Annotated in this window: 26 protein-coding genes and 1 pseudogene; 9 read left to right on the top strand and 18 right to left on the bottom strand. The window is 58.5% G+C overall.

What is annotated here, in order from left to right:
- Positions 1-257, top strand: a pseudogene (locus BT119_RS27385) (hypothetical protein); the annotation flags it as partial.
- Between the two features lie 75 nt (positions 258-332).
- Here the strand turns inward: BT119_RS27385 and tyrS are convergent.
- Entirely contained in the window at positions 333-1,544 is a 1,212-nt protein-coding gene (gene tyrS, locus BT119_RS23640; RefSeq protein WP_044309503.1) for a tyrosine--tRNA ligase, read from the bottom strand.
- Positions 1,545-1,745: 201 nt separating this feature from the next.
- On the opposite strand from tyrS, the gene BT119_RS23635 reads away from it, so the two are divergent.
- The gene (locus tag BT119_RS23635; RefSeq protein ID WP_072367013.1) at positions 1,746-3,170 is read left to right on the top strand and encodes a peptidoglycan DD-metalloendopeptidase family protein; all 1,425 of its coding nucleotides are present in this window, start codon (positions 1,746-1,748) and stop codon (positions 3,168-3,170) included.
- A gap of 3 nt (positions 3,171-3,173) precedes the next feature.
- Complete coding sequence (locus BT119_RS23630; protein ID WP_032609444.1) at positions 3,174-4,268, top strand: anhydro-N-acetylmuramic acid kinase; 1,095 nt, start codon at positions 3,174-3,176, stop codon at positions 4,266-4,268.
- Between the two features lie 62 nt (positions 4,269-4,330).
- Here BT119_RS23630 and erpA read toward each other — a convergent pair whose 3' ends face one another.
- Together erpA and argC are read right to left on the bottom strand one after the other, a co-directional pair.
- Positions 4,331-4,681 carry an iron-sulfur cluster insertion protein ErpA gene (erpA, locus tag BT119_RS23625; protein WP_002551953.1) on the bottom strand — a complete coding sequence of 117 codons (351 nt, stop codon included), beginning with the start codon at positions 4,679-4,681 and terminating at the stop codon, positions 4,331-4,333.
- Positions 4,682-4,780: 99 nt separating this feature from the next.
- On the bottom strand, positions 4,781-5,815 hold the full coding sequence (gene argC / locus BT119_RS23620; protein ID WP_003433179.1) for an N-acetyl-gamma-glutamyl-phosphate reductase: 1,035 nt from the start codon (positions 5,813-5,815) through the stop codon (positions 4,781-4,783).
- Positions 5,816-5,948: 133 nt separating this feature from the next.
- Here argC and hemJ point away from each other — a divergent pair, with 133 nt between their 5' ends.
- The 5 genes from hemJ (at position 5,949) to coq7 (ending at position 9,435) form a co-directional block, all read left to right on the top strand.
- Positions 5,949-6,377 (top strand): protoporphyrinogen oxidase HemJ, encoded by a 429-nt coding sequence (gene hemJ / locus BT119_RS23615; protein WP_003316309.1) that lies wholly within the window; start codon positions 5,949-5,951, stop codon positions 6,375-6,377.
- A 98-nt stretch (positions 6,378-6,475) separates the two neighbouring features.
- On the top strand, positions 6,476-7,390 hold the full coding sequence (locus tag BT119_RS23610) for a DUF805 domain-containing protein (protein ID WP_058416467.1): 915 nt from the start codon (positions 6,476-6,478) through the stop codon (positions 7,388-7,390).
- A 57-nt stretch (positions 7,391-7,447) separates the two neighbouring features.
- Positions 7,448-8,224 (top strand): SDR family NAD(P)-dependent oxidoreductase, encoded by a 777-nt coding sequence (locus tag BT119_RS23605; RefSeq protein WP_003372679.1) that lies wholly within the window; start codon positions 7,448-7,450, stop codon positions 8,222-8,224.
- A gap of 103 nt (positions 8,225-8,327) precedes the next feature.
- Positions 8,328-8,666, top strand: a complete 339-nt coding sequence (locus BT119_RS23600) for a histidine triad nucleotide-binding protein (RefSeq protein ID WP_003316306.1) — start codon at positions 8,328-8,330, stop codon at positions 8,664-8,666.
- A gap of 121 nt (positions 8,667-8,787) precedes the next feature.
- Positions 8,788-9,435, top strand: a complete 648-nt coding sequence (gene coq7, locus BT119_RS23595) for a 2-polyprenyl-3-methyl-6-methoxy-1,4-benzoquinone monooxygenase (RefSeq protein ID WP_003433185.1) — start codon at positions 8,788-8,790, stop codon at positions 9,433-9,435.
- Positions 9,436-9,504: 69 nt separating this feature from the next.
- On the opposite strand, the gene speD is transcribed toward coq7, so the two are convergent.
- Positions 9,505-10,299 carry an adenosylmethionine decarboxylase gene (gene speD, locus BT119_RS23590; protein WP_003316303.1) on the bottom strand — a complete coding sequence of 265 codons (795 nt, stop codon included), beginning with the start codon at positions 10,297-10,299 and terminating at the stop codon, positions 9,505-9,507.
- 242 nt (positions 10,300-10,541) lie between these two features.
- Positions 10,542-10,964, bottom strand: a complete 423-nt coding sequence (locus BT119_RS23585) for an OsmC family protein (RefSeq protein ID WP_003372688.1) — start codon at positions 10,962-10,964, stop codon at positions 10,542-10,544.
- Positions 10,965-11,166: 202 nt separating this feature from the next.
- On the opposite strand from BT119_RS23585, the gene crp reads away from it, so the two are divergent.
- On the top strand, positions 11,167-11,811 hold the full coding sequence (crp, locus tag BT119_RS23580; RefSeq protein WP_003433187.1) for a cAMP-activated global transcriptional regulator CRP: 645 nt from the start codon (positions 11,167-11,169) through the stop codon (positions 11,809-11,811).
- 11 nt (positions 11,812-11,822) lie between these two features.
- On the opposite strand, the gene BT119_RS23575 is transcribed toward crp, so the two are convergent.
- The 13 genes from BT119_RS23575 to BT119_RS23515 form a co-directional block, all read right to left on the bottom strand.
- Positions 11,823-12,518, bottom strand: a complete 696-nt coding sequence (locus tag BT119_RS23575) for a lipoate--protein ligase family protein (protein WP_072367012.1) — start codon at positions 12,516-12,518, stop codon at positions 11,823-11,825.
- Positions 12,519-12,552: 34 nt separating this feature from the next.
- Positions 12,553-13,389, bottom strand: a complete 837-nt coding sequence (gene trpC / locus BT119_RS23570) for an indole-3-glycerol phosphate synthase TrpC (protein ID WP_072367011.1) — start codon at positions 13,387-13,389, stop codon at positions 12,553-12,555.
- Positions 13,386-14,435: an anthranilate phosphoribosyltransferase gene (gene trpD, locus BT119_RS23565; RefSeq protein WP_003372695.1), complete on the bottom strand. Its 1,050-nt coding sequence runs from the start codon at positions 14,433-14,435 to the stop codon at positions 13,386-13,388. Before trpD ends, trpC begins: the two co-directional genes overlap by 4 nt.
- Before the next feature lie 21 nt (positions 14,436-14,456).
- Positions 14,457-15,056 carry an aminodeoxychorismate/anthranilate synthase component II gene (locus BT119_RS23560; protein WP_003433192.1) on the bottom strand — a complete coding sequence of 200 codons (600 nt, stop codon included), beginning with the start codon at positions 15,054-15,056 and terminating at the stop codon, positions 14,457-14,459.
- A gap of 409 nt (positions 15,057-15,465) precedes the next feature.
- On the bottom strand, positions 15,466-15,978 hold the full coding sequence (locus BT119_RS23555; RefSeq protein ID WP_003372700.1) for a lysis system spanin subunit: 513 nt from the start codon (positions 15,976-15,978) through the stop codon (positions 15,466-15,468).
- Positions 15,975-16,520: a glycoside hydrolase family 19 protein gene (locus BT119_RS23550; RefSeq protein ID WP_060708341.1), complete on the bottom strand. Its 546-nt coding sequence runs from the start codon at positions 16,518-16,520 to the stop codon at positions 15,975-15,977. Before BT119_RS23550 ends, BT119_RS23555 begins: the two co-directional genes overlap by 4 nt.
- Before the next feature lie 110 nt (positions 16,521-16,630).
- On the bottom strand, positions 16,631-17,176 hold the full coding sequence (locus BT119_RS23545) for a tail fiber assembly protein (RefSeq protein ID WP_058416469.1): 546 nt from the start codon (positions 17,174-17,176) through the stop codon (positions 16,631-16,633).
- A 10-nt stretch (positions 17,177-17,186) separates the two neighbouring features.
- Positions 17,187-19,061, bottom strand: a complete 1,875-nt coding sequence (locus BT119_RS23540; RefSeq protein ID WP_072367010.1) for a phage tail protein — start codon at positions 19,059-19,061, stop codon at positions 17,187-17,189.
- 10 nt (positions 19,062-19,071) lie between these two features.
- A complete protein-coding gene (locus BT119_RS23535) occupies positions 19,072-19,671 on the bottom strand; it encodes a YmfQ family protein (protein ID WP_024662983.1) in 600 nt (199 codons plus the stop codon).
- Positions 19,659-20,699, bottom strand: a complete 1,041-nt coding sequence (locus BT119_RS23530) for a baseplate J/gp47 family protein (RefSeq protein WP_003372716.1) — start codon at positions 20,697-20,699, stop codon at positions 19,659-19,661. The genes BT119_RS23535 and BT119_RS23530 overlap by 13 nt, the downstream gene beginning before the upstream one ends.
- Positions 20,689-21,087 (bottom strand): phage GP46 family protein, encoded by a 399-nt coding sequence (locus BT119_RS23525; protein ID WP_003394886.1) that lies wholly within the window; start codon positions 21,085-21,087, stop codon positions 20,689-20,691. The genes BT119_RS23530 and BT119_RS23525 overlap by 11 nt, the downstream gene beginning before the upstream one ends.
- Positions 21,084-21,596 (bottom strand): phage baseplate assembly protein V, encoded by a 513-nt coding sequence (locus tag BT119_RS23520; RefSeq protein ID WP_003372720.1) that lies wholly within the window; start codon positions 21,594-21,596, stop codon positions 21,084-21,086. The genes BT119_RS23525 and BT119_RS23520 overlap by 4 nt, the downstream gene beginning before the upstream one ends.
- The gene (locus BT119_RS23515; protein ID WP_003372722.1) at positions 21,593-22,720 is read right to left on the bottom strand and encodes a phage baseplate assembly protein; all 1,128 of its coding nucleotides are present in this window, start codon (positions 22,718-22,720) and stop codon (positions 21,593-21,595) included. Before BT119_RS23515 ends, BT119_RS23520 begins: the two co-directional genes overlap by 4 nt.
- Position 22,721 lies beyond the last annotated feature (1 nt).

Here is a 22,721-nt window from a genome sequence, read left to right as displayed (position 1 = left end):
CTTTCATCTCAACCGAGGCGCGCATTCTACAGCGTCCTCTGTATCTGTCAAGCGGTTATTTCAAGAAGTTTTCAAAGTTTTCTTTGCAACTTCAACCACTTGCACTGCGATCAACTCTGGAGTTGCTCATCAGCGGGAGGCGAATTCTACAGCGTTACAACCGCGTGTCAAACTCTTTTTTCTCACCGCTGTCGATCAATCCAGACCCGACCTACTTCCTCGCTGACTCTTCACCCCAAAACCTTGCAAACTATTGATCTACAAGGCTTTTTCGTTTCCGTCTGCGCCGGAAGTGGGGCGAATTATAGACACCTCACAGAGGGCGTCAACCGTTATTTTGAACTTTCTTCGGAAACCAGCGTAACGCGTCCGAAAGCCTTCTTGCCGGCCTGACAAACATGGGTAGCCCCCAGCTTGAATACAAAGCTGCGATCCACGACCTCACCATCTATACGTACACCACCAGAAGCCAGCAGATCACGAGCGACTGCTGCGTTCTTTACCAGGCCTGCTTTATTAAGGACCGCAGAGATCGGCATGTCCTCGGCAGCAGCCACCGATATCTCAGGCAGATCATCCGGCAGCTCGCCTTCCTTCATACGGTTGCCCGCAGAACGATGCGCATTGGCCGCAGCTTCCTCGCCATGAAAACGAGCGACCAGCTCTTCGGCCAGTTTGATCTTGATATCGCGAGGGTTTGCACCCGCTTCGCAATCAGCCTTCAAGCTATTGATCTCTTCCATCGAGCGGAAGCTCAGCAGCTCAAAGTAGCGCCACATCAGGGAATCAGGAATCGACACGAGCTTGCTGTACATAATGCCCGGTGCTTCTTGAATGCCGACGTAGTTGCCCAGCGACTTGGACATCTTCTTCACGCCATCCAGGCCTTCCAACAGCGGCATGGTCAGGATGCATTGCGGCTCCTGCCCATAAGCGCGCTGAAGCTCGCGCCCCATCAGCAGATTGAATTTCTGATCGGTGCCACCCAACTCTACGTCGGCCTTCAAGGCCACGGAGTCATAGCCCTGCACCAGCGGGTATAGGAATTCGTGAATGGCGATGGACTGATTGCTTTTATAGCGCTTGTCGAAATCGTCGCGCTCAAGCATCCGTGCGACCGTGTACTGCGAAGACAAGCGAATGAAGTCAGCCGGACTCAGCTGGTCCATCCAGGTCGAGTTGAACGCAACTTCGGTCTTGGCCGGATCGAGAATCTTGAAGACCTGAGACTTGTAGGTTTCGGCATAGTCGAGAACCTGCTCCCGGGTGAGCGGCGGACGCGTAGCGCTTTTACCGCTCGGGTCGCCGATCATGCCGGTGAAATCACCGATCAGGAAGATGATCTGATGCCCCAGATCCTGGAACTGCCGCAGCTTGTTAATAAGCACAGTATGTCCAAGGTGCAGATCGGGTGCCGTCGGATCAAAACCAGCCTTGATACGCAGTGGCTGGCCACGCTTCAGCTTCTCGACCAGCTCGGCCTCGACCAGGAGTTCATCTGCACCGCGCTTTATCAGCGCCAGCTGCTCTTCAACCGACTTCATTTCAGTCCCCAATTCAAAGGGAACCAACCTTACAAGATCAGAGCCCAATTACAAGTTTTGCCCAGCGTTTGCCTGCGAATCAGTCACTGATACGCGGGAAGGGTTGCTTCGAGCAGGTTTTGGTTATATTTTATACAGTTATTTCATCTTCATCATGTCATTCATCTTTTCCATTTCACCTTTTTCAAAGTCAAATTACCTATGAAAGACACACCGCCTAAAGCGCCCCCGCTTTATCCGAAGAGTCACCTGCTCGCTGCAAGCGGCATCGCCGCATTGTTGAGCCTGGCTCTCCTGGTTTTTCCATCCAGCGAAGTCGAAGCCAAACGAACGAACATTCCCCTCGATCTGGAAGCACCGGATCAGGACGTACAAGATCAAGACGCTCAACAAGCCACTCAAGCCACACCTGAAACCACCGAATCGCCATTTGCCCAGATCGACACTGCCGACGATCAGGCTCAAGACACCGCCAACGCACAGCCTCAGGCAGAGAACCCCGCGCCAGCCGCTGCGAAGGATTCTGCGCACAAGGAAGTCACCGTCAGCAAAGGCGACACGCTGTCGACCCTGTTTGAAAAGGTCGGATTGCCCGCCGCCACTGTTCACGAAGTACTGGCCAGCGACAAGCAGGCCAAGCAGTTCAGCAAGCTGCAAAACGGACAGACGCTGCAGTTCGAGCTGACGCCGGATGGCCAGCTCAAGCAATTGCACACAAAACTCAGCGAAGTCGAGTCCATCAGCCTGTCGAAGACGGCAACGGGCTACGCGTTCAATCGCGAAATCAGCAAGCCCAACGTGCGTAACGTCTACGTCCACGGGGTGATCAACAGCTCCCTGTCGCAGTCCGCGCAACGTGCCGGCCTGACTCATAGCATGACGATGGACATGGCCAACATCTTCGGCTACGACATCGACTTCGCGCAGGACATCCGCAAGGGTGATGAATTCGATGTGGTATACGAACAGAAAGTGGTCAACGGCAAGAGCGTAGGTACGGGGAATATCCTGTCCGCCCGCTTCACTAACCGGGGCAAGACCTACACCGCCGTTCGTTACACTAATAAGCAAGGTAATACCAATTACTACACGGCTGATGGCAACAGCATGCGCAAGGCCTTCATCCGTACCCCGGTAGACTTCGCCCGCATCAGCTCGATGTTCTCGATGGGCCGCAAGCACCCGATCCTCAACAAGATCCGCGCCCATAAAGGCGTCGATTACGCAGCGCCACGCGGTACGCCGATCAAGGCAACCGGCGATGGCAAGGTGCTGCTCGCCGGCCGCCGTGGCGGATACGGCAATACCGTTATCATTCAGCACGGTGACACCTACCGCACGCTGTACGGCCACATGCAGGGCTTCGCCAAAGGCATACAGACCGGCGGCACTGTCAAGCAAGGTCAGGTTATCGGCTATATTGGAACTACCGGCCTGTCCACAGGCCCGCACTTGCACTATGAGTTTCAGGTCAATGGCGTTCACGTAGATCCACTGGGCCAGAAGCTCCCAATGGCGGACCCGATCGCCAAATCCGAAAAACAGCGGTTCATGCAGCAAAGCCAGCCGTTGATGGCACGCATGGACCAGGAAAAAGCCACCACGCTGGCCTCGAATAAAAGGTAATCCATGGACTTCTTCTATATAGGTGTGATGTCCGGCAGCAGTCTCGATGGGATTGATATCGCCCTTTTGAAGCAGGATGACCGATCAAGGCTTCTGGCCACTCACTACATCCCCATGCCGGAAGACCTGCATGCCGAGCTGCTGGGGCTTTGCTCCAGCGGCGCTGATGAGCTTGCGCGTGCTGCAATTGCAGAGCAAAAGTGGTGCAGGCTGGTCGCACAGGGCGTGCATACCTTGCTGAAAGATCAAAACATGGTGCCCGCTCAGATTCGCGCCATCGGCAGCCACGGCCAGACTATTCGTCATGAGCCCGCGCGCGGCTACAGCATTCAGATCGGCAACCCTGCGCTGCTGGCAGAGCTGACTGAAATTACCGTGGTCAGCGACTTCCGCCGCCGCGATATCGCAGCAGGCGGCCAGGGCGCCCCTCTGGTACCGGCTTTCCACGAAGCGCTGTTCGACGACAACAAGGATCATCGCGCCGTATTGAACATCGGCGGGTTCAGTAACCTGAGCCTGATCGAGTCCGATCGCCCGGTCGAAGGCTTCGACTGCGGACCCGGTAACGTCCTGCTCGATGCGTGGATACAATCACAGCGCCACGAGAGCTACGACAAGGATGGCGCGTGGTCGGCGAGCGGCAAGGTTGATTCTGCGCTGCTCAAGAAACTGCTCAGCGATCAGTTTTTCCTGACCAAGGGCCCCAAGAGTACAGGCCGGGAAGTATTCAACCTGGGCTGGGTTCACCACCATCTGTTCCAGTTGCCAACCCTGGCGCCCGAGGATGTGCAGGCCACTCTGCTGGAACTGACGGCGTTGACGATCACCGAATCCCTGCAATCGGCGCAAGCGATTACCCGGGAGCTTCTGGTCTGTGGGGGCGGTGCGCATAACAAGGCGCTGATGAAACGCCTCGCAGAACTGCTGCCCGGCACCGAGGTCAGCAGTACCGAGAAGTTCGGCGTAGACCCTGACTGGGTTGAGGCGATGGCGTTTGCCTGGCTGGCTCATTGTTGCCTCGAAGGCGTTCCGGCCAACCGTCCGACGGTGACCGGCGCCAAAGGCAGACGCGTTCTGGGCGCCATCTACCCCGCCTGACGCGATGCCACAATGCAAAACGCCGCTCAATGAGCGGCGTTTTTGTTTACAGCAAGCTTCAATCAGATCGAAAACGAAGAGCCACAACCACAGGTCGTGGAGGCATTCGGGTTCTTGATCACGAAGCGCGACCCTTCAAGCCCTTCCTGATAATCGACTTCTGCGCCGGCCAGGTACTGAAAGCTCATTGGATCGACAACCAGGCTTACGCCCTCGCGCTCGACGATGGTGTCATCGTCTGCCACATCTTCATCGAAAGTAAAACCGTACTGAAAACCTGAGCAACCGCCACCTGTAACGAATACACGCAGTTTGAGACGATCATTGCCCTCTTCGTCGACCAGGGTTTTCACCTTGTGCGCTGCATTTGGAGTGAACTCCAAAGCGGTAGGCGTGAAGGATTCGACACTCATGTCAGATATCTCCCGGCGTTAGCCGTCGTAATGCGTAATGACGGCATTATCCGCTTCTCCTAGAAAATCGGTCAACTATTTGCTGGACGGCGGCAGTCCTTACGGCATCATGCCCGCATGAGACAACCCGGCGCGCTCATCAAGGCCGAACAGGATGTTCATGTTCTGCACTGCCTGACCGGACGCACCTTTGACCAGGTTATCGATCACCGAAAGCACGACGACCAGATCGCCGCCCTGCGGACGATGCACTGCGATGCGACACACGTTGGCGCCACGCACGCTGCGGGTTTCGGGATGACTGCCTGCTGGCATCACATCCACGAATGGCTCATCGGCGTAGCGCTTCTCGAACAGTGCCTGCAGGTCCACCGAGCGATCAGTGACCGTTGCATAGAGCGTTGAGTGAATGCCGCGAATCATCGGCACCAGATGTGGCACGAACGTCAGGCCGATATCCCCACCCGCTGCGCGACGCAGCCCCTGGGTAATTTCAGGCAGGTGACGGTGGCCCTTCACGGCGTAGGCCTTGAAGCTTTCATTGGCTTCCGAGTACAGCGAACCGATGTTCAGACCACGTCCAGCGCCGCTCACGCCAGATTTGCAGTCGGCAATCAGACGAGTGTTATCGGCAATACCGGCTTCAAGCAGCGGCAGGAAACCCAACTGGGTAGCGGTCGGATAGCAACCCGGTACGGCGATGAGTCGCGCGTTCCTGATCTGTTCGCGATTGACTTCCGGCAGCCCGTACACCGCGTCTTCCAACAGTTGCGGAGCACCATGAGGCTGGCCGTACCACTTGGCCCACTCGACCGGGTCCTGCAGACGGAAGTCGGCAGACAGGTCGATCACCTTGGTGCCTGCCGCGAGCAGTTCACCGGCCAGGGCATGAGCGACACCGTGGGGCGTGGCGAAGAACACAACGTCACAGGCACCCAGGGTTTTCACGTCAGGCACGCTGAACGCAAGGCCGTCATAGTGCCCGCGCAGGTTCGGATACATCTCGGCGACTGGCATGCCGGCCTCCGAGCGCGAGGTAATGACCACTACTTCTGCCTGCGGATGCTGTGCCAACAGACGCAGCAGCTCGACCCCGGTGTAACCCGTGCCGCCGACGATACCGACCTTGACCATAACCTGCCCTCAACGAAACAACTGGAAAGCGGTCGATAATAGGAGCCTATCGCCTCTGCGACAACCGACAACGTGACGTATGGGCGCACAAGACACTACTATTCGGCCACCGTGAACCTGGGAATAATCAAAAATGCTCTATCTATGGATAAAGGCGCTTCATGTCATTTCAATGGTCTGCTGGTTTGCAGCCCTGTTCTATCTGCCAAGACTGTTCGTCTATCACTCAATGAGTGAGGACACAGTCAGCCGCGAGCGTTTCATCGTCATGGAGCGCAAGCTGTACCGTGGCATCATGACCCCGGCAATGATCGCAACCCTGGTCTTCGGCGGCTGGCTGATCAGCTTCGACCCCAGCGGTTATTTCAGTCAGGGCTGGATGCACGCCAAGCTCGCACTGGTTGTCCTGCTGATCGGCTATCACCACGTCTGCGGCGCACAGATGAAACGCTTTGCCCGTGGTGAAAATGGCCGCAGCCATGTGTTTTATCGCTGGTTCAATGAAATCCCGGTACTGATTCTGATCGCCATCGTCATTCTGGTTATCGTCAAACCCTTCTGATTCCAGGAGTCACCCGGCCTCATCAGTAACGCGGCAGGGCGCCCTGTCTCAGACAGGCGCCCGGCATTGTTTTCCATTTAAAGACAAGGAAGCCCCGTATGGCCGATTCACACTTCAAGATCGTATTTGAAGGGCAGGTGCGTGAAGGCGTCGAGCTCGACACCGCAAAGGCCAACCTGGCGGGGCTGTTCAAAAGCGAACCGTCTGCAGTGCAGAAACTGTTCAGTGGTCAACCCGTTGCGCTCAAGCGCGGGCTTGCTTACGAGGACGCGGAACGCTACCTGAAGGCGCTGAACGATGCAGGCGTCGAAGCGCGTATCGAACCCGACATTGAAATCAGCCTGAGTCTGGATGAAGTGGTCAGCCAGCCCTCCCCCAAACCCGCGCATCTGGACATATCACCCTACGCACCGCCCAAGGCACAGGTTGGCGCTGATCAGCCCGGCCATTCGACGCTGAAGGTGCTGAGCATCAACGGGCGTATCGGGCGCTTGCGCTATCTGGCGTGGAGCATGGTCTTGAGCGCCGCGACGCTGGTGCTGGTAGGTGTGTGCCTGCTGGTCATGAACGGTTCGCTGGTCGCCGGTGGCCTGCTGATGGCGGTGGTGCTCGTCGTGTTCGCGGTCATCGGCGCACAGATCGGCGTTCAGCGGCTGCACGATCTGGGTTGGTCAGGCTGGCTTCTGCTGCTGACCATGGTGCCATTCGTAGGCAGCGTCTTCCCGTTCCTGATGATCCTGCTGCCCGGAACAAAAGGTCCCAACGCTTTCGGCCCACCGCCGCCACCGAACTCCAGAGGTGTGAAGACACTGGCGATTCTGTGGGTGTTACTCATCCCCATAGTCGTGATGGTGCTCACCGCTGGCGGCGCAGGCATGCTGCGCGATGAGCTGGAATTGCAGACCGATGAATACGAGCAATCCCTCCCCTATGACGACGAAGAAAGCCGCGACAGTGCCTTGACCGCGCCAGCGGATGTCAACATAGAGCCCGAAGAACAAAGCGACAAGTAATAGACTGCCCCACGGTTCGGCAGACTGCCGGTCGCAACACGCTCAATGGAGAACTGCATGACCCGTTACGCCCTGATCACCGGCGCGTCCAGCGGCATAGGCCTGGCGATGGCCGAAGCACTGGCACGTCGCGGTCGCAACCTGATCCTGGTCGCCCGCCAGCGCGACCTGCTGGAAACAATTGCACTGGAGTTGACTCAGCGTTTTGGCGTGGAAGTGCTGTTTCGAGCATGCGATCTGGGCGAGCCACTGAGGCTCTCGGGCTTTCTGCTGGAGCTGGAAGACGGTGCCCACCAGATCGATCTGCTGGTCAACGCTGCGGGCATCGGCACATGCGGACCTTTTCTGGCTCAGGACTGGAGTGCCGAGCAGGACCTGATCGATCTGAACATCCTGGCCCTGACGCGCCTGTGCCACACGGTCGGCAACCTGATGGCCATTCAGGGCGGCGGCCAGATACTCAACATCGCCTCGGTGGCGGCGTTTCAGCCTGGGCCATGGATGAGCACTTACTACGCGAGCAAGGCGTATGTGCTGCATTTTTCCGAAGGGCTGCGCGAGGAAGTGAAGAAGGCCGGGGTGAAGGTATCGGTGCTGTGCCCCGGTCCGACCAGGACGGCTTTTTTTCGCACCGCACAGTTGCAGGTCAATGTGGATAACCTGATGAGCCCGGAAGAAGTGGCGCTGTATACCGTTCGCGCGCTGGCAAAAAACCGTGCGGTGATCACTCCCGGTTTCGGTAACCGGTTGTGGACGCTCGGCCCGCGCCTGGTTTCACGCTGGCTGGCTCGCCAGATCAGCGGCTATATCAACAAGAAATACTGCCCGCGCTGAGCGACAAACGGCTGGGCGAGCCGCGTCCCGCTCAGTACACTCGGACGCGCTGAAGCACAGCGATACCCTGTGACGACCATCAACCGACAAGGAGCAAACGGCTGTGGACACTTTGTTTACCAAGATCATCAATCGGGAAATCCCGGCGAAGATCATCTATGAGGATGATCAGGTACTGGCCTTTCACGACATCGCCCCACAGGCACCCGTGCATTTTCTGGTTATCCCGAAAAAGCCTATCCGCACCCTGAACGATCTGACCGAGGAAGACAAAGGCCTGGCCGGGCATATTCTGTTCACGGCGCAGCGTCTGGCCCTCGAACTGGGCTGCGAAGAAGGCTTCCGCGTGGTGATGAACTGCAATGAGCTGGGCGGGCAGACCGTCTACCACATTCACATGCACGTACTCGGTCAGCGTCAGATGAACTGGCCACCGGGCTGAGCCAGCGTTTTCGGGCTTTCCGGCCGACCAGCGCGTGGGATCAGCGCTGGTCGGACCACACAAGCCCTGTCCGCTCCGGCCGATTGGGGTAAACTGCCCGCATGATCTTCCGGAGGTGCCCATGGCTACCGAACGTCAATACTCCCCCCTCGACCGTCTGTTACTGCAAGCCGACAGCGCGATGCGCACCTTGCTGCCGTCCAGCGCGCACTCGCAGCGCCCTTCCCCTGCCGTCGTTCAGCCCGAACACAAGATGAGCGAAGTGGATACGCGCCACGTCGCGGGTCTGATGCGCATCAACCATACTGGCGAAGTCTGCGCCCAGGCGCTTTATCAGGGCCAGGCGCTGACGGCAAAGCTGCCCAAGGTGCGCAAGGCGATGGAGCATGCGGCTGAAGAAGAAATCGACCATCTGGTCTGGTGCGAACAGCGCATCCATCAGCTTGGCAGCCATACCAGTGTGCTGAACCCGCTGTTCTACAGCCTGTCCTTCGGGATGGGCGCAATAGCCGGTGTTATCAGCGACCGGGTCAGCCTGGGTTTTGTCGCGGCGACTGAAGATCAGGTCTGCAAGCACCTGGCTGAACATCTGGAGCAACTGCCGACCGAGGACGGAAAGTCCCGGGCTATCCTGCAACAGATGCTCAGCGATGAAGAACACCACGCTGAATCCGCACTGGAGGCAGGCGGTTTTCGTTTCCCGGCACCGGTCAAGTTCGGCATGAGTGTGCTGGCCAAGGTCATGACCAAGTCGACTTATCGCATCTGACGAGGCGTATACAACGCCCATAAAAAAGGCGCCTGAATCAGGCGCCTTTTTAATGTCCGGAATCCGGGCTTATACGGCGACGTTGCGGCCGTAGAAGATTTCCAGCATTTCGTGTTTGACCTTGGCGGTCACTTGCTCGCGCTGCTCGGGAGACAAGTTGCTGGTGGCATCGCCAAACAGGTAGTTGTCCAGTTCGAACTGCTTGAGCAGCATCTTGGTGTGGAACAGGTTTTCCTGATACACGTTCACGTCGGTCATCTGGTAACCGTTGCGCGTGTCTTCGGAGAGGTAGTTCTGGATCGAGTTGATCTCGTGGTCGATGAAGTGCTTCTTGCCTTCCACGTCACGGGTAAAGCCGCGCACGCGATAGTCGACCGTCACGATATCCGACTCGAATTTATGGATCAGGTAGTTCAACGCCTTGAGCGGTGAAATAACGCCACAGGTCGACACATCGATATCCACGCGGAACGTGGCAATACCGTCAACCGGGTGAATTTCCGGGTAGGTGTGGACCGTGATATGGCTCTTGTCCAGGTGCGCCAGGATGGTTTCCGGCAGTGGACCTGGCGACTCTTCGATCTGGCTTTCGGTAGGCGTCACCGGCTGCTCAGAGATCAGAATGGTCACACTGGCACCTTGTGGATCGTAATCCTGACGCGCAATGTTCAGGATGTTGGCACCAATGATATCGACAACATCAGTCAGAATCCGCGTCAGGCGTTCTGCGTCGTACACACTGTTGATGTACTCGACATACGCCTGCTGGTCCTGCGGGGTTTCCGCATAGCAGATGTCATAAATGTTGAAGCTCAAGGTCTTTGTCAGGTTATTGAACCCGTGGAGCTTGAGTTTGCTTTTCACCGTTAAAAACTCTCTATATGGGTGCGGCGCCAGCCGCGTGATCAAGCATGCCCGTCAGGTGAGCCCGGCTCATCTGCGTAGGACGGTTAACACCTCTTCGCGTTGGCGATTTTGGTTGTCTGTTCGGACCGGCAGCAGAAAACCAATACATGCTGCGCCCGTAAAAAGTGGCGCATTATGCAGACGTCCGAAGCCGTCTGCCAGAGTGTGCGCCGTTTTTATGATCGTTGGATGTCTGGCGTTCAGCCCAGTTCGACAATTTCATAATCGTGAGTGATCTTCACACCCGCGTTGCCGAGCATGATCGAGGCAGAGCAATACTTCTCTGCGGACAGTTCGATCGCGCGCTTGACCTGCGCTTCTTTCAACCCGCGCCCTTTGACGACAAAGTGCAGGTGGATTTTGGTGAACACTTTCGGGTCTTCATCCGCACGCTCGGCATCCAGAAACGCCTCGCAGCTTTCCACGGGTTGGCGCGACTTCTTCAAAATGCTCACAACATCGAAGTTGCTGCAGCCACCCAGACCGATCAAGACCATTTCCATCGGGCGTACACCCAGGTTGCGACCGCCGCTTTCCGGCGGACCATCCATTACCACCACATGACCGCTGCCGGACTCGCCGAGGAACATGGCTTCGCCAGCCCATTGGATGCGTGCCTTCATCGCCAAGACTCCACTGTAAAAAAAGGGGTCGCCAGCTTAGCACAGGGCCAAAAGCTGCCCGGAAGAAATGCTTTTTGTAGGAAACGCGTAGGAATGTTCGCAAATAGCTTCCTACACGTCTGGAAAAGCTGGCGAGAATAAAGGCGCAGCCGATACCTATAGGTATGCCATTTGGCCATACACCTTATTTCGGAAGTCTCGCATGGTCGCAATAACTTTTACGCCCAAAGCAAACAGTCTGGACAAGCTGCTGCCCCATGCAGAACGCCGCCGCTGCCCCGCGAAAACCAACATCATCAATGCCGGTGAGCGCTCCGAGTCGTTGTTTCTGATCCTCAAGGGTTCAGTCACGGTTCTGATCGAGGATGACGAGCGCCGGGAGATGATCGTCGCCTACCTCAACAGCGGGGATTTCTTCGGCGAACTGGGCCTGTTCGAGCAACCGGGCAAGGAATCCGTACGCAGCGCCTGGGTGCGGGCCAAGACAGAGTGCGAAGTGGCCGAGATTTCATATGACACGTTCCGCGAGCTGACCAGGCAAGAGCCGGAAATTCTGTATGCGCTCGGCAGCCAGATGGCCGAGCGCCTACGCAACACAACGCGCAAGGTGGGTGATCTGGCGTTTCTCGATGTCACCGGGCGAGTGGCTCGCACGTTGCTCGAGCTGTGCAAGCAGCCGGATGCAATGACTCATCCGGACGGCATGCAAATCAAGATTACCCGACAGGAAATCGGACGCATTGTCGGCTGTTCAAGGGAAATGGTCGGACGTGTGCTCAAGGCCCTTGAAGAACAGCGCTTGGTCAACGTCAAAGGAAAGACCATGGTGGTCTACGGGACACGCTGAGCCCTTGCTATTCAGAGCCCGGCGAGCAGTTTCCGGTAAGCCTGCGCCAGACGCTCCAGGACATCAGCGCCCGGAAACGCTTCGTAAAAGGCGATGTGGCTTTCGGCCTGAACACGCGGCTCGAGCTCGCACAGCTCATTGAAGCGGTTTACCGCAGCGGCCATCTGGACGCGCTCGTTATCCAGCAACAGCGCACCATGCGCCAGCACTACAGGACGCGTTCCGCCCTGGCTCTGACGCCAGCGCTGAGCCGTTCCAACCATCTTGCGACCATCGAGATTGACATTGAAACGGCCATCGCAGAATGCGCCTGCCACCTCACCCAGTGAAGCCTTGCCGCCAAGCTCGGTCAACAGGTCGAGAATCGGCTGACACAATCGCAGGTAGGCGGTTTCTATGCGGTCGCGATCGACATCAGTGGGCGGCTGCGCATAGACCAGCGCGATGTTCAGCGTGGCAGAGGACTGTGGCACTGGCTCGCCGCCGGTCTCACGCAAGAGGACGGGCCATGCATTGTCCGACAGGGTCTCGCTGGCCTCGGCAAAACCCGATAACCGGCTCATCCGCCGTGGCATGACCAGCGCTCGATCATTGGGCCGCCAGAACAGCAGCCCGTGATCTGCCGCCCCGGAGCATACCGAGGCGAGAAGATCCTGCTCGGCCTGCAGGCCTTGTTCGACACAAATGTCGATGATCGCGTCTTGCATGCCGGACCTCGGGAGGGTGTTCAGCTCAATGCGCTCAGTCGATGGACGAAGCACTTACCGCGATTTTGCGCTCAGGGAAGAACAACCGCTGCAGCTCGGCGCCAGGGTGTTCGGCACGCATGAAGGCCTCCCCCACCAGAAACGAATAGACATCGCTGATTTCCATCAGCTCGACATCCGCACGATTGAGAATGCCGCTTTCAGTGATGACGAGACGATCACGCGGAATACGCGGCAGCAAGTCCAGCGTGGTTTCCAGGCTCACTTCAAACGTGTGAAGGTTGCGATTGTTGATGCCCACCAGCGGTGTATCGAGCGTCTTGAGTGCACGGTCCAGCTCGTTGCCGTCGTGCACCTCGACCAGCACATCCAGCTCCAAGCTTTTGGCAACGGCAGCCAGTTCAGCCAGTTGCACGTCATCCAGTGCCGACACGATCAGCAGAATGCAGTCAGCGCCCAAAGCACGTGCTTCGACCACCTGATAAGGGTCGATCATGAAATCCTTGCGGATCACCGGCAGGTTGCACGCTGCACGTGCTTCCTGCAAATAGGCATCGGCGCCCTGAAAGAAGTCCACGTCGGTGAGCACTGACAGACAGGTCGCGCCACCGGACTGATAACTTCTGGCGATCTCGCCCGGCAGGAAGTGTTCGCGGATGACACCCTTGCTTGGCGAGGCCTTCTTGATCTCGGCGATAACGGCAGGCTGCTTTACCTTGGCCTGAGTGATCAATGCCTTGGCAAAGCCACGTGGCGCGTCGGCCCGGGCTGTCTGTTGTTCAAGCTCGGTCAGGCTCACAATCGCACGACGAGCCGCGACTTCCTCGACCTTTCGGGCGAGGATCTTTTCCAGTACGGTTGGCACACTCATGCTTCGTTCTCCTGCTTGAATACCGCCGTGAAGGCACCCAGCTCTTCCAGTTTTTCCCGCGCCAGGCCAGTGTGCAGCGCATCGTGTGCCAGGGCCACGCCCTCTTTCAGGCTGGTGGCGTGATCTGCAGCATAAAGCGCGGCGCCGGCATTGAGCACGATCATTTCCGCAGCTTTCTGACCGTTCTCGGTCTTGCGACGTCCCAGCGCATCGCGAATCAGCTCCAGCGACGCCGCCGGGCTTTCCACGGCAAGGCCGTACAGGCTCTGGCTTTTGATGCCGAGGTCTTCGGGCTGTACCCAGTATTCAGTGACTTCGCCGTTTTTCAGCTCGGCCACGAAGGTCGGTGCCGCCAGACTGAATTCATCCAGGCCGTCCTGCGAATGGACCACCAGCACATGCTTGCTGCCCAGACGCAGCAGCACCTCGGCCAGCGGGCGGCACAGCGCCTGGTTGAACACGCCGACGATCTGATGACGAACACCCGCCGGATTGGTCAGCGGGCCGAGCATATTGAACAGTGTGCGCAGGCCCAGCTCGCGGCGCGGCCCGGCCGTGTGCTTCATGGCCGTGTGATGAGACTGGGCGAACATGAAACCGATGCCCACGCTGTCGATGCAACGCGCCACCTGAACAGGCGTGAGGTTCAGATAAACCCCGGCAGCCTCAAGCAGATCGGCACTGCCGCTTTTGCCCGAGACAGCACGATTACCGTGCTTGGCCACGGTGCAACCGGCGGCTGCGATGACGAAGGCAGAAGCCGTCGACACGTTGAAGATGTTCGCGCCGTCGCCGCCCGTCCCCACGATGTCGACCACGCCGTCCAGGGTTTTCAGTTCGACCTTGCCGGCCAGCTCGCGCATCACCGAAACCGCACCAACGATTTCATCGATGGTTTCGCTCTTCATGCGCATGCCCATCAGAAACGCACCGATCTGCGCTTCAGTGCATTGGCCGGTCATGATTTCGCGCATGACATCGCTCATCTCTTCAGTGGTCAGGTCCAGTTGGTTGACCACGCGATTCAGCGCGCTTTTGATATTCATGGGGGTACTCATAAAAAATCCTTAGCCCTGACGATGGCCGCCACTCTGCTTGAGAAAATTGGCGAACAGCTCGTGGCCCTGCTCGGTCAGGATCGACTCGGGGTGAAACTGCACCCCTTCGACGTTCAGTGTCTTGTGGCGCAGGCCCATGATCTCATCGACCGAACCGTCTTCCAGCGCGGTCCAGGCCGTCACTTCCAGGCAGTCGGGGAGCGTATCCTGCTTGACCACCAGCGAGTGGTAGCGGGTGACCACCAGCGGATGATTCAAACCATCGAACACCCCGCCATCTTCGTGAATGACCGGGCTGGTTTTGCCATGCATGACCTGACGCGCACGAACCACGTCGCCGCCAAATGCCTGACCGATGGACTGATGCCCCAGGCACACGCCCAGAATCGGCAGCTTGCCCGCGAAGTGCTTGATCACATCCAGCGAGACGCCGGCTTCATTGGGCGTGCACGGGCCAGGCGAGACCACGATGTGCTCCGGGTTCAGGGCTTCGATCTCGGCGATGCTCAGTTCGTCATTGCGAATGACTTTGACGTCTGCCCCCAGCTCACCAAAGTACTGCACGACGTTGTAGGTAAACGAATCGTAGTTATCGATCATCAGCAGCATTTTGCTATCAACCTTTTGATTTACTGACTTGATTCAGGCCTTCCGGATTCTGCTTCACTCATGCATCCCCTCGTCAGCCATAAGGCCGGGGGACGGAGAAAAACATCACAAAATCGAAGGCATACAGGTACGGGACCGGCAGGGCCGGCAAGGAAATAGTCAGGCGCGCCAACGCCAACGGGCGTGAGCCTTGATAACGCGCATCAAAAGCTTGCTGACTGTCGTCACGGAAGGGGTCTCATCGGTACGTTTCAGGACATTAGCGTACCGAATCGGCCGGTGCAATATGAATGTACCGGGCTGCGCCGATTGAAAAGCGGTTAAAGGCTGAAAAGAGGGCCGCGCCTCCTCGCGGAGGCGGGATTGAGGCAGGGGCACGATGGCCGAGGGTGGGGAGCCGAGAGGAACATCAGTGCGCAATCTCGCGCACGTAGGCTTGGCAGGCCTTCAAAGCGATCAATCCCTGATCGCCGTAGTCGGTGATGGCGACAATTCGTCCAGCAGCCGCTGGGTCAAGTTCGCCTCGCGAGCTTCCATGAACCACGCCGCCGGTATCGGTGCCGGCTGGCATGCCATCACGGTTGGCGGGGCTGTTGGCGAGGAGGACTGACAACCGCAAATCAGCGGTAGCCAGGCGATCACGCAAACGAGCCTGAGCAGTCTGTGCATCGCTCAACTCCTTGTGGATGGTTGTATCGTTGGTGTGCAAACGGACTTCCAGCGCCCGTCGTTGTGCCTGCTCGGCGTTCTGCCAGTCGACTAGCGCGAGCGCCGCCTGCTCGCGCTCGCGCTGCCACGTCAGCTGTTGCGCGGACAGTTGCAGGCCATAGCGGGCCGCCTGCCATTTCCAGGCGGCCCATGTACCCAGCCCTGACCCCAGCACGAATGCGAGGATCAGGAATCGCATATCCAGCACTTTCACGGCAGCACCTCCAATGCCCGCTGGTAAAGCGCCTGGCGATCCGCCAGGCCATTGGTACCGCCGTTGATGCGGCGGGTGATCATCAGAAAATCACCCTTGTCTGCCAGCGCATTGAGGTTGGCCCGGTCCCAGAACCATGCCGCCGACATGGCGGCGTGGTCGGGTTGTTCGAGCATTTGCGGCTGGGCAAGCAAGTCCAGTCCGAGCGCCTCCCCGCACGCCTCGTAGTTGGTCCGCCCCGTCACCTGAATCAGCCCACGGCCCCGATATAACTGACCGTCGCCATCTGCCTCTGGCGTATTGCCCAAACGCAGCGCCAACTGGCCCGTGTCGTACTTGGCCAGATAGCTGTCGCTACCCAGCTCGCGCACATAACGAAGCTGCCCGGACTCATGCCCTATCTGAGCGATGAACGCGGCGATACGCAGGCGAGTGTCGATGGCGTACCGGGCCATGGCGGTGTTGAGAGCAGGAACGAAAACGCCGGCTTTAGGGCCGGCGTTGGGGAGGATTTGCAGTAGTTGTTGCTGGTTGATAGGCATTGGTCCTCCTATAGGGGTTACAGGACTCACCCGCCCTCTGAGCCGATAAAGTCCCCTGTGTAAAAGCAAGTTGAACGGCAGATAAAACAACGCCCCGTCAGTGCGGGGCGTTATGGCTTGGGCAGTTCGTCTTCACTTACGCCTATTGACAACGGCGGTGCCTCAGACGGCTTAACGTATACAAATGGAGTTGCAGGCGGCACCGGCCAATCGAACGACATTGGATAGCCTGGCAGTGTCTCGAGTTGGGCAAGTTGCACCCGATACAGGCGCAGCGCGTCGAGCTCGGCTTTTACAGCAGGCAGTGATTTACGCTGATCGTCAGTGGCCATGTCCAACGTTATGGCATCTTGCAACATATCCAGATCGGCAACCAATTCGTTGACTTTCGCAGTGACCTCGGCCGAGTAAATACCACGCTGACACATTACCTGCGCCTGAACCATCTGCTCGGTGGGTTCGAGAATCTCGCCAAATTCGCCTGCAACTGCACGATTGAAAAGGTCTACACCGTGTGGCTCAGGGTCTTGGGCAGAGGCAGCAAAAGGCACCTCACCGAAGATATCCTTTGTTTCCTCGAAAATCACCGACAGGACGATAGAGGTATGGGCCAGATCGGCCCAGCGAGGGTTTCGCGCACTTATTACTGTGTTCATATAAAAACCTTTATCCAACTCGTTGAAAGAGTGTGCGTTCGCCGCCTGAAAAAGCACCGTGTGCACGCCAAGTGCCTACGCCGATAAACCCGGAGTTGTTAGAGGCGCCATCGCTACCGTTTGTGGAGCTATAGATCAGGTTGTTACCGGATACCGTGCCTCCCTGATTGACCTGTCCCTGGGAGTTGATGACACGTGCAAATGCATAGGAACCGATGCCGCCGAGTCCCAGTGCGGCAACCTTTGCCGGCAAATTCTGATCGTTGATCATGTCGCCAAAGTCAGAGCTGTCGACCTGAAGGCGCAAACTACCGGCACCGTTGTAGCCAAGGCGAACCTTGTTAGCGGACATGTTGGCACCGCCGCCCTGCTCGACTGGCGTGTAGCCAAGACGCGGTTGCAGGTAATAGACCTGACCGTCAGAGGCTCTGCGCATATAAGGCAGGTTTACGTCATTACCGGCAAAGCCGAGAACAGTTATGGAGTCCGCTGTGGGTCGCTGCGCGTCACGAGCATCCGTCTCGGCCTTGGTATAAGCGTCGGTGATGCCATACGCAGCAAGCGTGGTCCCCCAGTTGGCCTTTCCATTGGGATCAAAGTTGGCCGCATACCAAATGCGTCCCAAGTCTGTAGCGTCCACGGTCAGTTTGAGGCCGTTATCCGACCAGCCTATCTTCACAACGTTATTGAATTGACCTGTGCCTGTACCTTGCTGGACGGGCGTGTACCCCAACTTTGTCTGAAGCCAGCTAATGACAGAGTCAGCAGCACGCCGCATGTAGGGCTGCCCTAGATCCCCACTGCCCAGCCCCACATAAGTAATGCTGTCAGCCAATGCTCTGGTTGCCAAACGCGTATCCACTTCGCTTTTGGCATACACCTCAGCCTTGGTATAAGCGTCAGTAATTTTATAAGACGCCAGCGTAGTGCCCCAGTCAGCTTTGGTGGCTGGATTAAAGTTGTTCGCATACCAGATATTGCCAAGGTCAGTATTATCGACCATCGCCTTGAGGCCATTATTCGACCAGCCGATCTTCACCTTGTTGTCTAGCTGACCGGTACCTCCTCCTTGTTGTACCGGAGTGAATCCCAGGCTCGGTTGCAGGGCAACCAAAGCACCATCTGACTCACGGCGCATGTAAGGCGCATCAGGCTTGTTATTGGCCAGCCCCACATAGGTAATGGAATCACGTAGCGGCCGCTGAAGATCGCGCAGATCGGCCTCGGCCTTGGTGTACGCATCCGAAATACCATTGCCGCTGAGTGTTGTCGGATTGCTCCCCTCTTCCACCTGCCCATATTTATTGACCTTGACCCGCGTGTAATCACCCGCGGCCACACCACTGCGTCCCAGCAGACGCTCGAACGCAAGGTCAGTTGTACCCAGCACCGGCACCGTCGTATTGACCAGCTGCCATACGGTGCCCGCGTTTTTCGTGCCGGCCTGCACCGGCACCATATGACCCGGCGTGCATTCGGTGCTTTCGTTCGCATCCTGCGCACGAGCCCAGGCGCCTGCCGCGGCCACATAAATCCAGTTCTGCGACGCAGTGTCCTGATTCTTGACCAGCACCCGATCACCGGCCACCAGTGTGACGTCATCGATGGTCTGCAAACCGCTCAGCCCAATGGAAACTGTCGTGGCGCAACGCACCGATTTTTTGTAATCGGATGCTGCCAGACCAAGAATGGCTCGATGTAACTGGGTGACATCCTCCTCGTTAGGTACGAGACCAGCCCCCAGGATCACGTTCAAGATCTCCTGCGTCACCGAGTTGCCCCACTGCGCCGGGATCAGCGAACCAGGGGTGCCGGTCGCCGGGTTTTCATCTACAAACTTGCCGCTTGCCAAGCCTACGCCCGGCACACTCTTGGGATAATCCACATTGTGTTCCTCAGTTGAAGTTTACGAATTCGACGCTGTGCGCCGGTGCTGCTCGACGGATCAAACATTCGATGGCGAGCCCGGGATTCACCCCGAACCGCTCTCCCCAGTAGCTGGCCCCAAAGCGTCGGCCCAGGCGCTGGCGCCCGCCGGTGTTCAGGGTCCACATGAATTGCGCGCTCCAGGTGCCGAAGTGCGCCCGGCCAAAACGCGAACGCCCCATACGGGGCGCTCGGTGCTCGGTCACAGTGGCATCGGGGTAGCCCTGGCTGATGGCAATGTCGATGTAGAACGCTGCGTTCTGCCCTCCTGTCGCCACGAGCCGCTGGCGCACCGACAGGCGCCGGTCTGCGAACAAGGGTTTGAGCCCCAGGCACGGGTCAGGCAGGTTCATCACCCGCTCCCAGTCCGGGACCAGCTCACTGACGGTGGCGGGGTCCATCTCGTTGAGCAGGTCGAACGCGCGGCCATCGATGCGTGCGAACTCGCGGGACAGGCCGGTAATCACCTGCTGCAATTCCGGCACCCGCTCCGGGTCCCACGCGGGACCAGGTGGCAACAGCGCCTGCAGTTGTCCGGCGTAGTGTTCGGCAGTTCTTATGACGACCATTGAATACCCCCGAACGTGAGCAACTGGTTGGCCGCCGCAGTAACGTTGGCCACGGGTGAAACCAGCACATGATCGGTTTCGCCTGTCGCGCGGCTGATGGCCTCGGCGATGTGCGTGAGCAACAGGGTTTCGCCCAGTCCGCCCTCACGGTTGTGCAGGTCCAGCAGTTGCGCTTCGACCGCCGCCCGCACGGCGGAGGTATCCGGTGTGAGCCGGATGGTGTAGACCACCGGTTTCTGCACCGGCGCCAGCACATACACGTCTGCGGTGACCGGACGCAGCGGCTCGATATACGCAGCGACCGCAGCCAGCTGCTCGGCGTCAGGAATGGGATCGGCCTGGTCGTCACGCATGAAGAACACCGCCACCGTCCCCGGCCCCATGAACCGGCGCACACACCAGGCGCGTGTCACGCCCGGCACTTCCAGCGCCCAGGTCACGTAATCATCCTGATTGCCGCCATGCGGGATGACCCGGTAGGAGCGCACGACACGCGCACGCAACGACTCGATACTTTCCTGCGAGATGCCGCCGGAAAGTCCGTCGGCAATGACGGTGAAAGTGCTGTCGATGCCTTCGACCGGTTGCACGGCAGTCATCACCAGACCGGCATCCGCATTACCCAGAACACCGGCATCCACCGCTTCGACCGTGGTGGTGTTATTGCCCGCAACCGTGGTGACGCCTTTAGTGACGCGGTAGAAGCGTCCATCACTGAACTGCAGCACAGTGTCCGCATCCAGCACCGCGCCGGCTGCAGCGGTAAAGCGCACCGTGCCGGTAGCCGCCTGTGCCACCTTACGCGGCTGCCTCAGGCGCAGGATGGCCTGCCGCTCGAGAGTTTCCTCGTCGGCGGTGTCCGGCAGAATCTGGTCGGCGATCCAGTCCTGATAGCCGTACAGACCGTAGGCCGCGCCGCTGTGCGCACGGGACAATACCCGAGCATCGGACTGACGCAGCGCTTCGTCGGCGAGGTCGACCTGGGTTCGGTTGATCAGCGCCGGTAACGTAGGTGTTTCAAACGGCATAAATCACCTGCCACTGTTCAGAAGGGTTGAAACGCACGAGCTGACCGTCCGAGACGACCAGCTCGACGCCCAGGTTCAGGCGGTTGCTCTGAACCTGTTCGGTAAGGATGTTGATGTGCTTGACCTGGCCATCTTCGATCAGCCAGTCGAGCGCTTCGCGGGCATAGAACTCGGCGTCGCGCTGGGTCTGGGCAGTCAGCCTGACCCGGCGCAGCAGCCACAGCCTGGAACCAATGCGGTCATTGGCCTGTGCCGGGTAGGTGTCGCCCCACCAGCCATAGCGCTCGGCATCGTCGAACGGGTCGTCCGCTTCGGCACGCCGCCAGGTGAACAGGCTGATGACCACCGAGCGCAGCAAGGACGCTTGCAGAGAGCCTTCGATAATCATCCAGCACCTCCAACGGGCGGCCCGCTCTGGCCATTACCGCCCTGCACGTTGCCGTGCAGATGGCTGATCTGGCTGATGCCAGCGGCAAGCTGGTCTCCCTGGGAAACGATCTTTCCGGTCTGGGTGATCTGCGGTGTGTCGAAGTTCACGGCCACCGTTGCCTTGATGTTCAGGGTGTCGGTTTCAATGTCGATGACCTTGCCGCGCTTGAGGTGAATCTTGTCGCCCTCGTCGGTATAGATCGCCACTTCGCCCGACTCCAGGCCCTTGAGGCGATAGCGCCGGTCGGCCACCACCAGCAGCAGACCGTGCGACCGGTCGCCACCAATGAAGGCGGCAATGCCCTCGGCGCCAGCCAGCGGGTTGCTGGTGAAGCCATAGGGTTCGAAGTGCTCCATGTCGTCCTTGACCTCTCCGGCGGTGAGGCGCATTTGCAGCGCCTGCATTTTGCTGCTGGCCCTGGCGAGCACCACCGTGCCGCGCACCAGCATGCGATTGAGTAAGCTCATGAGGTTGTTTCCTCGTCGATGGGCAGCAGCCAGGAGTAAGCGTCCTGATTGACCTGCACCTTGCTGCGCTTGTTGGGGTCACCTGGCTCGGCCTGGAAACCTTCAGGCGGACCGACCACCAGTGTGGTGATCGTGCCTTGGTCGCTCAGCGAGTAGGTCACGGCTGAAATCAGCATGTTGCGGCTTGTGAAACCGATGACCGGATCAATCACCCGGACCATGGTGTTGTGCCGCCAGAGCGCCCCATTGGACTGCCGCCAGCCCTGGACCTTGTAGGTGGTGAGCAGCGCCTTGCCGGCCCGCTGACCACGCTCCCAATTGGCGCGACTCAGGGCAAGTTTCGGTGTGATCGGCGCATCCTCATGAACGACCAGTACGCGAAGACGCTTTTTATGCGCAGGGTCGTCATGCCGGTTATCCGTGACTTCTGCCGAGACTTCCGACGACTCCTTGCCGAACGTCTGGTCATTACCGGTCTGTTGACCAATAACCCGGTACTCGGAAAAAAGCCCGGAAAAGTCCCGCGTGATGACGGCGCTCAACACATTCTTGCCGAGTTCGAGCGCGTCTGCGCTCTGCCCACGACTACCCGGCCTGGCCAGCACCACATTGCCGTATTCGTCATCGGTGGAAAAAATCCGGAACAGGGTCAGCAGCCGGTCAATGGACTTGAACACGGTTTCGGCAGGCTCGATGGTGTGATCGGCCATCTTCGAGGTCTCCGGTATTTCGCTGATCACCGACAAACCATAAGGAGCAGCCAGCGCTTCAACAATCTTCAACACCCCCACCTCCTTCCACTGGCTCGGCCTGTTGATGGCCGAGCAGTCGATGAGGTCGGCGGTTTTCGAGCGTCCGGAAATCTTTAGCGTGATTTGCTTGCCGTCATAGCTGATCGGCGCGGCAAACACCCAGCCGGTCAGAATCAACTCGCCGCCGATACGTACTTCGCACGCTGCGCCGGGCGTGATCGGATGCGAGATTTCAGTGCCCGGCCACTGCCAGGTAATGCTCACGTCAAAGCTGCGCGCCTGACGCTCGATCCCGGCAGAGATTTCCACCGACTTCCAGCCGGCATAGTCGTGCTCGTCAACCGTCAGGGTGACAACGTTAGGGTCGATCATG

This window comes from Pseudomonas sp. NFACC10-1 (assembly GCF_900119195.1).
GTDB lineage: Bacteria > Pseudomonadota > Gammaproteobacteria > Pseudomonadales > Pseudomonadaceae > Aquipseudomonas > Aquipseudomonas cerasi.
Note: the sequence above shows the minus strand (reverse complement) of the source record. Positions and strands in the feature narration are given on the sequence as shown.

Coding starts and splice junctions, on each gene's coding strand:
- trpC (WP_072367011.1), bottom strand. CDS start 13,389: ATGAGTGTGCCAACCGTACTGGAAAAGATCCTCGCCCGAAAGGTCGAG.
- BT119_RS23585 (WP_003372688.1), bottom strand. CDS start 10,964: ATGAAGGCACGCATCCAATGGGCTGGCGAAGCCATGTTCCTCGGCGAG.
- BT119_RS23515 (WP_003372722.1), bottom strand. CDS start 22,720: ATGATCGACCCTAACGTTGTCACCCTGACGGTTGACGAGCACGACTAT.
- BT119_RS23525 (WP_003394886.1), bottom strand. CDS start 21,087: ATGATTATCGAAGGCTCTCTGCAAGCGTCCTTGCTGCGCTCGGTGGTC.
- BT119_RS23575 (WP_072367012.1), bottom strand. CDS start 12,518: ATGCAAGACGCGATCATCGACATTTGTGTCGAACAAGGCCTGCAGGCC.
- trpD (WP_003372695.1), bottom strand. CDS start 14,435: ATGAATATCAAAAGCGCGCTGAATCGCGTGGTCAACCAACTGGACCTG.
- BT119_RS23630 (WP_032609444.1), top strand. CDS start 3,174: ATGGACTTCTTCTATATAGGTGTGATGTCCGGCAGCAGTCTCGATGGG.
- BT119_RS23560 (WP_003433192.1), bottom strand. CDS start 15,056: ATGCTGCTGATGATCGATAACTACGATTCGTTTACCTACAACGTCGTG.
- BT119_RS23530 (WP_003372716.1), bottom strand. CDS start 20,699: ATGCCGTTTGAAACACCTACGTTACCGGCGCTGATCAACCGAACCCAG.
- BT119_RS23545 (WP_058416469.1), bottom strand. CDS start 17,176: ATGAACACAGTAATAAGTGCGCGAAACCCTCGCTGGGCCGATCTGGCC.
- argC (WP_003433179.1), bottom strand. CDS start 5,815: ATGGTCAAGGTCGGTATCGTCGGCGGCACGGGTTACACCGGGGTCGAG.
- crp (WP_003433187.1), top strand. CDS start 11,167: ATGGTCGCAATAACTTTTACGCCCAAAGCAAACAGTCTGGACAAGCTG.
- BT119_RS23610 (WP_058416467.1), top strand. CDS start 6,476: ATGGCCGATTCACACTTCAAGATCGTATTTGAAGGGCAGGTGCGTGAA.
- coq7 (WP_003433185.1), top strand. CDS start 8,788: ATGGCTACCGAACGTCAATACTCCCCCCTCGACCGTCTGTTACTGCAA.
- erpA (WP_002551953.1), bottom strand. CDS start 4,681: ATGAGTGTCGAATCCTTCACGCCTACCGCTTTGGAGTTCACTCCAAAT.
- BT119_RS23550 (WP_060708341.1), bottom strand. CDS start 16,520: ATGCCTATCAACCAGCAACAACTACTGCAAATCCTCCCCAACGCCGGC.
- BT119_RS23520 (WP_003372720.1), bottom strand. CDS start 21,596: ATGAGCTTACTCAATCGCATGCTGGTGCGCGGCACGGTGGTGCTCGCC.
- hemJ (WP_003316309.1), top strand. CDS start 5,949: ATGCTCTATCTATGGATAAAGGCGCTTCATGTCATTTCAATGGTCTGC.
- BT119_RS23635 (WP_072367013.1), top strand. CDS start 1,746: ATGAAAGACACACCGCCTAAAGCGCCCCCGCTTTATCCGAAGAGTCAC.
- BT119_RS23605 (WP_003372679.1), top strand. CDS start 7,448: ATGACCCGTTACGCCCTGATCACCGGCGCGTCCAGCGGCATAGGCCTG.
- tyrS (WP_044309503.1), bottom strand. CDS start 1,544: ATGAAGTCGGTTGAAGAGCAGCTGGCGCTGATAAAGCGCGGTGCAGAT.
- BT119_RS23535 (WP_024662983.1), bottom strand. CDS start 19,671: ATGGTCGTCATAAGAACTGCCGAACACTACGCCGGACAACTGCAGGCG.